Here is a 7,951-nt window from a genome sequence, read left to right on the forward strand (position 1 = left end):
GTCTGGACGATTGTACACAAATAAATATTTGTAATGTGTACCGTTTTTCACCTTTTTCTGATCGATCGGTCAAGCTTTTTTCGGGGGCGGCGACAGGCTATGCGCCGCGTCTGCTTCGGTCTTTTCGGAGCGAAGCCCACTGAGGCAACAAGCTTAGTTGTGTTCGGAGGGGGTGCAAGGAGGGGGTAGAGCGGGGAGAGGGGCTGCTTTGCAGCCATTCGCAGCACAAGGCTGCTCCTACAGTTGTTACGCGATCCCTGCAGGAGCAGCCTTGTGCTGCGAATGGGCCGCAAAGCAGCCCCGGGGTACTACTTGGAGGTCACCGTTTCAGCAGCGCTATCTTGCGACAGGCTATACACATAAGCCGCCAGCAGGTGCACCTTGTCGTTGCCCTGGATATCGGCCTGCGCCGGCATCTGCCCTTGGCGACCATAACGAATGGTCTGCTGCAGCTGGGCAAAGCTCGAGCCGTAGATGAACGCCTGCGGGTGGGTCAGGTCGGGTGCGCCCATGGCAGGGGTACCCTTGCCTTCAGGCCCGTGGCAAGCCACGCAGTTGGCAGCGAAGATCTCCTTGCCCTTGACCACGTCGGCCTTGTTCCCTTCAGGCAGGCTGCGGCCGTCAAGGTTGGTCAGCACGAATGCGGCCACATCGGCCACGCCCTGATCACCGATCACCTCGGCCCACGCTGGCATCACGCCATGACGGCCATTCATGATCGAAGCCTTGATGGTTTCTGCTTCGCCGCCCCAGCGCCAATCCTTGTCGGTGAGGTTGGGGAAGCCGAAGGCACCCTTGGCGTCCGAGCCGTGGCACACCGAGCAGTTGGAGGCAAACAGGCGGCCGCCCATCTTCAGCGCCTGCGGGTCCTTGGCCACTTCTTCTACGGGCATGGCGGCGTATTTGGCGAAGATCGGGCCGAACCTGGCGTCAGCCTTGTCCATTTCCTTTTGCCATTCGTTGACGCCGGTCCAGCCATTTTCATAGCCCGGCAGGATGCCTTTCCAGTTGCCCAGGCCCGGGTAGAGGATGAGGTAGCCGACCGAGAACACCAGGGTGCCGACGAACAGCCAGAACCACCACTTGGGCAGCGGGTTGTCGTACTCCTCGATGCCGTCGAAGCTGTGGCCCATGGTCTGATCGGTGGTGTTCTTGCTCTCGCCCTTGCGGGTGGCGAGCAGCAGCCAGGTCAGACCGATCAGGCTACCGATGGTCAGTACGCTGATGTACGTACTCCAGAAGGTGGTCATTGCCCGTTACTCCTTGCAGCAGTCGTGGCAGCAGGTTCCTGCCCGCTAGTGGGCAGGTGGTCGTCGACGAAGGGCAGCAGGCGCGCTTCGGCGAAATCACGGTCGCGGCGGCGGTTGAATACCCACAGGGAGAGGCCGATAAAGGCGATCATTACCACCAGGGTGCCCAGGCCGCGGATCATGCCGATGTCCATTTCCATCGCACTCACCTCTTGTTCTTGATCGCGGTGCCGAGCACCTGCAGGTAGGCGACCAGTGCATCCATCTCGGTCTTGCCCTTGACCGCGTCGCGGGCGCCGGCAATGTCGTCGTCGGAATACGGCACGCCCAGGGTGCGCAAGGTGCGCATCTTGACGTCGGTGTGGCTGTTGTCGACCTGCTGGGCGACCAGCCACGGGTACGACGGCATCTTCGACTCCGGCACCACGTTGCGCGGGTTGTACAGGTGCGCGCGGTGCCAGTCGTCCGAGTAACGGCCGCCAACACGGGCCAGGTCCGGCCCGGTGCGCTTGGAGCCCCACAGGAACGGGTGGTCCCACACGCTCTCGCCGGCCACCGAGTAGTGGCCGTAGCGCTCGGTTTCGGCGCGGAACGGGCGGATCATCTGCGAGTGGCAGCCCACACAACCTTCGCGGATGTAGATATCGCGGCCTTCCAGTTGCAGCGCGGTGTAGGGTTTCATGCCTTCCACCGGCTTGTTGGTGACGTCCTGGAAGAACAGCGGGACGATCTGGGTCAGGCCGCCGATACTGACGGCGAACACCATCAGCAGGGCCATCAGGCCGACGTTTTTCTCGATGACTTCATGTTTCATCAGGCGTTTCTCCTCAAGCCAACTGGGCGTTCGCAGGGGCGACGTCAAGCGCTGGCGAACGCACGGTGCGCCAGGTGTTCCAGGCCATCAGGAACATGCCGCTGAGGAAGATCGCGCCGCCGACGAAGCGCACGACAAAGCCTGGGTGGCTGGCCACCAGGGTTTCCACGAACGAATAGGTGAGCGTGCCGTCGCTGTTGACTGCGCGCCACATCAGGCCCTGGGCGATGCCGTTGACCCACATCGAGGCGATGTAAAGCACGGTGCCGATGGTGGCCAGCCAGAAGTGCGCGTTGATCAGGCCAAGGCTGTACATGCGTTCCTTGCCGAACACTTTCGGGATGGTGTGGTACAGCGCACCGATCGAGATCATTGCCACCCAGCCGAGGGCGCCGGCATGCACGTGGCCGATGGTCCAGTCGGTGTAGTGGGACAGGGCGTTGACCGTCTTGATGGCCATCATCGGCCCTTCGAAGGTGGACATGCCGTAGAACGCCAGCGATACCACCAGGAAGCGCAGGATCGGGTCGCTGCGCAGTTTGTGCCAGGCGCCCGACAGGGTCATCATGCCGTTGATCATGCCGCCCCAGCTCGGTGCCAGCAGGATCAGCGACATCACCATGCCCAGCGACTGCGCCCAGTCGGGCAGGGCGGTGTAGTGCAGGTGGTGCGGGCCTGCCCAGATGTACAGGGTGATCAGCGCCCAGAAGTGCACGATCGACAGGCGATAGGAATACACCGGGCGTTCGGCCTGCTTGGGCACGTAGTAGTACATCATCCCCAGGAAGCCCGCAGTCAGGAAGAAGCCTACTGCGTTGTGGCCGTACCACCACTGCACCATGGCATCGGTGGCGCCAGCGTACACCGAGTACGACTTGGTCAGGCTGACCGGCAGTTCCAGGTTGTTGACGATGTGCAGTAACGCCACGGTGAGGATGAAGGCACCGAAGAACCAGTTACCCACGTAGATGTGCTTGGTGTTGCGCTTCATCAGCGTGCCGAAGAACACGATGGCATAGCCCACCCAGACGATGGTGATCAGGATATCGATCGGCCATTCCAGTTCGGCGTATTCCTTGGAGCTGGTGTAGCCCAGTGGCAGGCTGATGGCCGCCAGCAGGATCACCAGTTGCCAGCCCCAGAAGGTGAACGCGGCCAGGCGCGGTGCAAACAGGGTGGTCTGGCAGGTGCGTTGCACCGAATAATAGGAGGTGGCGAACAGCGCGCAGCCGCCGAAAGCGAAGATCACCGCATTGGTATGCAGGGGGCGCAGGCGGCCAAAGCTGGTCCAGGGGAGGTCGAAGTTGAGGGAAGGCCAGGCGAGCTGGGCGGCGATGAAGACGCCGAGCCCCATCCCGACGATTCCCCACACCACCGTCATGATGGCGAATTGGCGGACCACCTTGTAGTTATAGGCGGTACTGCTGGTTGTGTTCATGTATGGGTTCCCATCCACGGTTATTTGGCAGGCTTTACAGCGAGGCAAGCATGATTAATGGGCAAAGTGCCGGTATTGACGGGGATCAATGGGCGAAGGTCGGAAATGTCCCAGGCTTGCGCTGCGATCCTCCACAGGCGCAGGGCAACGACGGCTACAAGGGCTGCCTGATCCTGGCCCACGGCGCAGGTGCGCCGATGGACAGCGGGTTCATGGACGAAATGGCGCAAAGGCTTGCGGCGCTTGGGGTGGCGGTAGTGCGCTTCGAGTTCCCGTACATGGCCGAGCGCAGGGTTACCGGCGGCAAACGGCCGCCGAACCCGCAGAAAGTGCTGCTGGAATGCTGGCGCGAGGTGTACCGGCAGGTGCGACCTTTGGTCGCGGGCAAGCTGGCCGTGGGTGGCAAGTCCATGGGCGGGCGCATGGCGAGCCTGTTGGCCGACGAACTGGACGCGGATGCGCTGGTGTGCCTGGGCTATCCGTTCTATGCGGTGGGTAAACCCGAGAAGCCACGTGTGGAGCACCTGGCCGGGCTGAAAACCCCGACATTGATCGTGCAGGGCGAACGGGATGCGCTGGGTAACCGCGAGGCGGTGGCGGGGTATGCGTTGTCGCCGGCAATCGAAGTGAGCTGGCTAGTGGCGGGGGACCATGACCTGAAGCCGTTGAAAGCCTCGGGGTTCAGCCATGAGCAGCATCTGCAGTCGGCGGCGGAACGCGTTGCTGATTTCCTGAAGGATTAGTGCTGGATTCTTCGCGGGCATGCCCGCGAAGAGGCCGGCACAGGCTGATGCTTAGTCGCGGTACTCGCACAGGTAAGCGGTATCCACCTTCACCTGCAGCTGGAACTTGCTGTTGGCGGCAACATTGAACTTGTCGCCCGCATTGAAGGTTTCCCAGTTGTCGCTGCCTGGCAGCTTCACGGTCAGCGCGCCCGATACCACGTGCATGATCTCGCGCTTGGCAGTGCCGAACTCGTATTCGCCCGGGGCCATGACGCCGACAGTAGCCGGGCCTTCTTCGCCCGCGAATGCGATCGACTTGACGGTGCCGTTGAAGTACTCGTTGACCTGGAACATGGGCGACTCCTGAAAAGGGGGATGAAAAAGGGCTGGCCAGTATGCCCAAGCCCACAGGCCTCGTCATCTGCTTTCAGGGGCTGCTGGCGGGCAGGGTCAACGGTAAAAGCCGCGCCGTGTTGCGCGCATCTTCAAGGGCCCGGTGCTGCTGCCCGCAAAAGTGCATGCCGGCCAGGTGCAGTGCACCGTTCAGCCCTGTGGGGCGCTGCAGGTGGCGAGCCTTGGCAAAGCGTTGCTTGAGATTGATGTGCGGCAAGGTCCGTAGCAGGCTGTCGAGCCCGTGAAGCTGCCATTCCTGGTGCAGTTGCTGGCGGTCGTAGTCGCCCCAGCTGACCCAGGCCTGAAGCTGCTCACGGTGGGGCCCGAGCCAGCGCTCGAAGATTGCCCACACATCGCGAAACGGCGCAGCGCTGTCCACATCGGCCTGGCTTATGTGCGTCAGTTCGCGGCAAAAAGGGGTCAGCTGTGGCCGCCGCCGTGGCCGCACGAAACACTGAAAGTGGTCGACCTCGCGGCCTTCGCGGGTAACCAGGCTGGCGCCGATTTCAATGACTTCCATTTCTGTTACCGGCCACCCACCCTCGTCGGTGGTGGCTTCCAGGTCGATCACCAACCAATGGCCCATACCAGGCTCCCTTGCAGATCCTGCTAGAGCGTAGCCAAACTCCGCGCATACGGCACCCCCTGGCATATTGCCGCCTGCTTTGTCACAAAGAGCGCGCACCAGCAGTTGTGCCGCTTCCGGAAAACGCCTAGCTTAAGCGGACCCAGGCATGAACCGTGATGAGCGTCCGTCTTGACTCCAGCACCCGGCCCCAAGGCCTTGTCCACCCTGATGTTGCTGGCCGTGTATTGGCTGGCGGTGCCGGCATGGGCTGCCGACGCCGTCGAGGTGAAGATTGGCGCGGCGCATTTCCCGCCCTACACGGTGCGCCCTGAACAGGGGGCCGACACCGGCCTGTTGCCGCAACTGGTCGACGCGCTCAACCGCTTGCAGCAGGGTTATCACTTCGTCCTGGTGCCCACTTCCATCCAGCGGCGTTTTGGTGACTTCCAGCAAGGCCGCACCGACATGGCGATTTTCGAGAACCCACAATGGGGCTGGGAGCAGATTGCCCACCAGACCGTCGACATGGGCCTGGAGGATGCCGAAGTGTTCGTTGCCCGCCAGGCCAATGGCAGCGACCCGCATTACTTCGACGACCTGAGTGACAAGCGCCTGGCATTGTTCAACGGCTACCACTACGCGTTCGCCCGCTTCAACTCCGACCCCGACTACCTGCGCGAAGCCTACAACGCGACCCTGACCTACTCCCACGACAGCAACCTGCTGATGGTGCAGGCCGGCCGCGCCGATATCGCCCTGGTCACGCGCTCCTACCTCAGTGATTTCCTGGCGCGCAACCCGGCCAGCAAGGCGCAGCTGGTGCCTTCGCAACGCATCGACCAGGTCTATCACCACTACGCCTTGCTGCGCCCGGGTGCCCCTATCGGCGAGCAGTCGTTTGCCGGCCTGCTGCGTGACCTGCGTGACAGCGGTGAACTGGCACGGATCTTCGAGCCCTATCGCATTACCGTCTCGGTCCCCCAAGACTAAATTCACGCACTGCGGCAACGTTCTCAACAGTGAGCCTTTTCTTCATTTTCGTGAGTCCAGCCCATGCCGTTTGATGCCGCTTCGCAGCCCCAGTCACCGCCACGCTGGCGCAGCCTCAGTGCCGAGGAGGGTGACAGCTGGCTAAGCCTCACCCTCGAAGGCCGCCCACTGATCCAGGTGCGCCTGGAGGCGGGCGCTACCTTGCACGTCCACCTCGAGCGCGCCTGCGATGAGCGCCCCTATCAAGCCTTGTGGGCTGCCTGCTACTGGCTGCTTTCCCGCGATACCGGCTGCCAGCGCCTGGTCTGGCACTTGCCCGAGGTACAGCCCCAGGCACTGGCCAGTGGCTTGCTGCTGGTGGCTGAGCAAGCTGGCCAGTACCTGTGCGAGCGGGCGCTGTTCTGGCAGCTGCCACAACCATGGCTGGGTGATGCGCTGGCCTCGGTGTACCCGCAGCAGATGCAGATCAGCAACGGCAAGCGTCACCCGCGCCGCGCGCCCAAGCCCCGCGGTGAGGTGTACCGGCGCTTCGATGCGCGCCTGGGTAGCTGGGTGTCGCTGCGCACGCTGGAGATCGAGCACGACCTGGAGCGTTTCAACCGCTGGCAGAACAACCCGCGGGTGGATGCGTTCTGGCAGGAGGGCGGCACGCTGGCGCAGCACCGCGAGTACCTGGGCAAGCTGGAGGCCGACCCGCATACCCTGACACTGATCGGCTGCTTTGATGATGAGCCGTTTGCCTACTTCGAGGCGTACTGGGCCAAGGAAGATCGCATTGCGCCGTTCTACGCGGCCGATGACTACGACCGCGGCATTCACATGCTGGTCGGGGAGGAGAACCATCGCGGGCCGCACAAGGTGGCCAGCTGGCTATCGGCGCTGGTGCACTACCTGTTCCTGGATGACCCGCGTACCCAGCGGGTGGTGGCTGAGCCACGTGCCGACAACGGCAAGATGATCGGCTACATGCACGACCAGTGCTTCCATTGCGACAAGGAATTCGACTTCCCACACAAGCGTGCGGCGCTGATGATTCTGGGGCGGGAACGGTTTTTCGATCGCTGCAAGCTGGCTTGAGTCCCAAGGGGCGCATTGCGGCCCATCGCCGGCAAGCCGGCTCCCACACGGGATAGCGCATGGCCTGAGGTTGATGCGGTCGAGGTGGGAGCTGGCTTGCCGGCGATGGGCTGCGCAGCAGCCCTATCGGCGCGAACCTGAAGCCTCAGGCCTGCCGATTGGCCGTCTTGCGGCAATGCACCAGCGCATCGCGGATCATGAAGTTGACCAGTGTCGGCGACACCCCCAGCTCCTTGGCAATGTCCTTCTGCGGTACGCCATGCAGGCGGTACATCTCGAACGCATAGCGGGTACGCTGCGGCAGTTCGTTCAGCGCCTCGGCAATGTCGTCCAGCGCGGCGAGGTTGATGTGGGTCGCTTCGGGCGAGGCGTTCTGGAGGACCACGTTCAGGCCTTCCTCCTCGCTGCCGGAGTACTTCAGCTCCATCGCCTGCTTACGGTAGTGGTCAATCGCCAGGTTGCGCACAATCTGGAACAGGTAGCTGAGCTGCGCCTTGAACGACGAGGTGATCTGCGGGGCGGCGTTGAGCCGGAAAAAGGCATCCTGCACCACATCTTCGGCGCGCGAGCGGCAGCCGGTGATGCGGGCGGCGATCTTGACCAGGATGCTGCGATTGTCGACGAAGGCCTGCAGTAATGGTGAATCGCACTTACTTGTGGATAGTTGTTCCGCCATGGAAATCACCTTGTCACAGA

General features: G+C 62.6%; 10 protein-coding genes. 3 read left to right on the forward strand and 7 right to left on the reverse strand.

What is annotated here, in order from left to right; genetic code table 11:
- Nucleotides 1-308 precede the first annotated feature (308 nt).
- The 4 genes from ccoP to ccoN are packed head-to-tail and all read right to left on the reverse strand — an operon-like array spanning nucleotide 309 to nucleotide 3,502.
- Nucleotides 309-1,250, reverse strand: a complete 942-nt coding sequence (gene ccoP, locus E8E78_RS04195; protein ID WP_016498646.1) for a cytochrome-c oxidase, cbb3-type subunit III — start codon at nucleotides 1,248-1,250, stop codon at nucleotides 309-311.
- Entirely contained in the window at nucleotides 1,247-1,450 is a 204-nt protein-coding gene (locus E8E78_RS04200; RefSeq protein ID WP_016498647.1) for a cbb3-type cytochrome c oxidase subunit 3, read from the reverse strand. The genes ccoP and E8E78_RS04200 overlap by 4 nt, the downstream gene beginning before the upstream one ends.
- Nucleotides 1,451-1,455: 5 nt before the next feature.
- Nucleotides 1,456-2,064 carry a cytochrome-c oxidase, cbb3-type subunit II gene (gene ccoO / locus E8E78_RS04205; protein ID WP_016498648.1) on the reverse strand — a complete coding sequence of 203 codons (609 nt, stop codon included), beginning with the start codon at nucleotides 2,062-2,064 and terminating at the stop codon, nucleotides 1,456-1,458.
- Between the two features lie 13 nt (nucleotides 2,065-2,077).
- Complete coding sequence (gene ccoN, locus E8E78_RS04210; protein ID WP_016498649.1) at nucleotides 2,078-3,502, reverse strand: cytochrome-c oxidase, cbb3-type subunit I; 1,425 nt, start codon at nucleotides 3,500-3,502, stop codon at nucleotides 2,078-2,080.
- A gap of 50 nt (nucleotides 3,503-3,552) precedes the next feature.
- Between ccoN and E8E78_RS04215 the strand changes: the two genes are divergently transcribed.
- The gene (locus E8E78_RS04215; protein ID WP_084967545.1) at nucleotides 3,553-4,245 is read left to right on the forward strand and encodes an alpha/beta family hydrolase; all 693 of its coding nucleotides are present in this window, start codon (nucleotides 3,553-3,555) and stop codon (nucleotides 4,243-4,245) included.
- 51 nt (nucleotides 4,246-4,296) lie between these two features.
- On the opposite strand, the gene E8E78_RS04220 is transcribed toward E8E78_RS04215, so the two are convergent.
- Nucleotides 4,297-4,581, reverse strand: a complete 285-nt coding sequence (locus tag E8E78_RS04220) for a pyrimidine/purine nucleoside phosphorylase (protein ID WP_016498651.1) — start codon at nucleotides 4,579-4,581, stop codon at nucleotides 4,297-4,299.
- Nucleotides 4,582-4,654: 73 nt separating this feature from the next.
- Nucleotides 4,655-5,206, reverse strand: coding sequence for an exonuclease domain-containing protein (locus tag E8E78_RS04225; protein WP_232861268.1), 552 nt, complete (start codon nucleotides 5,204-5,206; stop codon nucleotides 4,655-4,657).
- Nucleotides 5,207-5,377: 171 nt separating this feature from the next.
- Between E8E78_RS04225 and E8E78_RS04230 the strand changes: the two genes are divergently transcribed.
- The gene (locus tag E8E78_RS04230) at nucleotides 5,378-6,178 is read left to right on the forward strand and encodes a transporter substrate-binding domain-containing protein (RefSeq protein WP_049275066.1); all 801 of its coding nucleotides are present in this window, start codon (nucleotides 5,378-5,380) and stop codon (nucleotides 6,176-6,178) included.
- A gap of 63 nt (nucleotides 6,179-6,241) precedes the next feature.
- Nucleotides 6,242-7,255, forward strand: a complete 1,014-nt coding sequence (locus tag E8E78_RS04235) for a GNAT family N-acetyltransferase (RefSeq protein WP_059395735.1) — start codon at nucleotides 6,242-6,244, stop codon at nucleotides 7,253-7,255.
- 145 nt (nucleotides 7,256-7,400) lie between these two features.
- On the opposite strand, the gene E8E78_RS04240 is transcribed toward E8E78_RS04235, so the two are convergent.
- Entirely contained in the window at nucleotides 7,401-7,931 is a 531-nt protein-coding gene (locus E8E78_RS04240) for an RNA polymerase factor sigma-70 (protein WP_016498655.1), read from the reverse strand.
- Nucleotides 7,932-7,951 lie beyond the last annotated feature (20 nt).

This window comes from Pseudomonas sp. BN505, from assembly GCF_029873175.1.
Lineage (GTDB): Bacteria > Pseudomonadota > Gammaproteobacteria > Pseudomonadales > Pseudomonadaceae > Aquipseudomonas > Aquipseudomonas putida.

What these genes read in the sequence shown, in the direction of transcription:
- ccoP (WP_016498646.1), bottom strand. Translation starts at nt 1,250, where the DNA reads ATGACCACCTTCTGGAGTACGTACATCAGCGTACTGACCATCGGTAGC.
- E8E78_RS04200 (WP_016498647.1), bottom strand. Translation starts at nt 1,450, where the DNA reads ATGGAAATGGACATCGGCATGATCCGCGGCCTGGGCACCCTGGTGGTA.
- ccoO (WP_016498648.1), bottom strand. Translation starts at nt 2,064, where the DNA reads ATGAAACATGAAGTCATCGAGAAAAACGTCGGCCTGATGGCCCTGCTG.
- ccoN (WP_016498649.1), bottom strand. Translation starts at nt 3,502, where the DNA reads ATGAACACAACCAGCAGTACCGCCTATAACTACAAGGTGGTCCGCCAA.
- E8E78_RS04215 (WP_084967545.1), top strand. Translation starts at nt 3,553, where the DNA reads ATGATTAATGGGCAAAGTGCCGGTATTGACGGGGATCAATGGGCGAAG.
- E8E78_RS04220 (WP_016498651.1), bottom strand. Translation starts at nt 4,581, where the DNA reads ATGTTCCAGGTCAACGAGTACTTCAACGGCACCGTCAAGTCGATCGCA.
- E8E78_RS04225 (WP_232861268.1), bottom strand. Translation starts at nt 5,206, where the DNA reads ATGGGCCATTGGTTGGTGATCGACCTGGAAGCCACCACCGACGAGGGT.
- E8E78_RS04235 (WP_059395735.1), top strand. Translation starts at nt 6,242, where the DNA reads ATGCCGTTTGATGCCGCTTCGCAGCCCCAGTCACCGCCACGCTGGCGC.
- E8E78_RS04240 (WP_016498655.1), bottom strand. Translation starts at nt 7,931, where the DNA reads ATGGCGGAACAACTATCCACAAGTAAGTGCGATTCACCATTACTGCAG.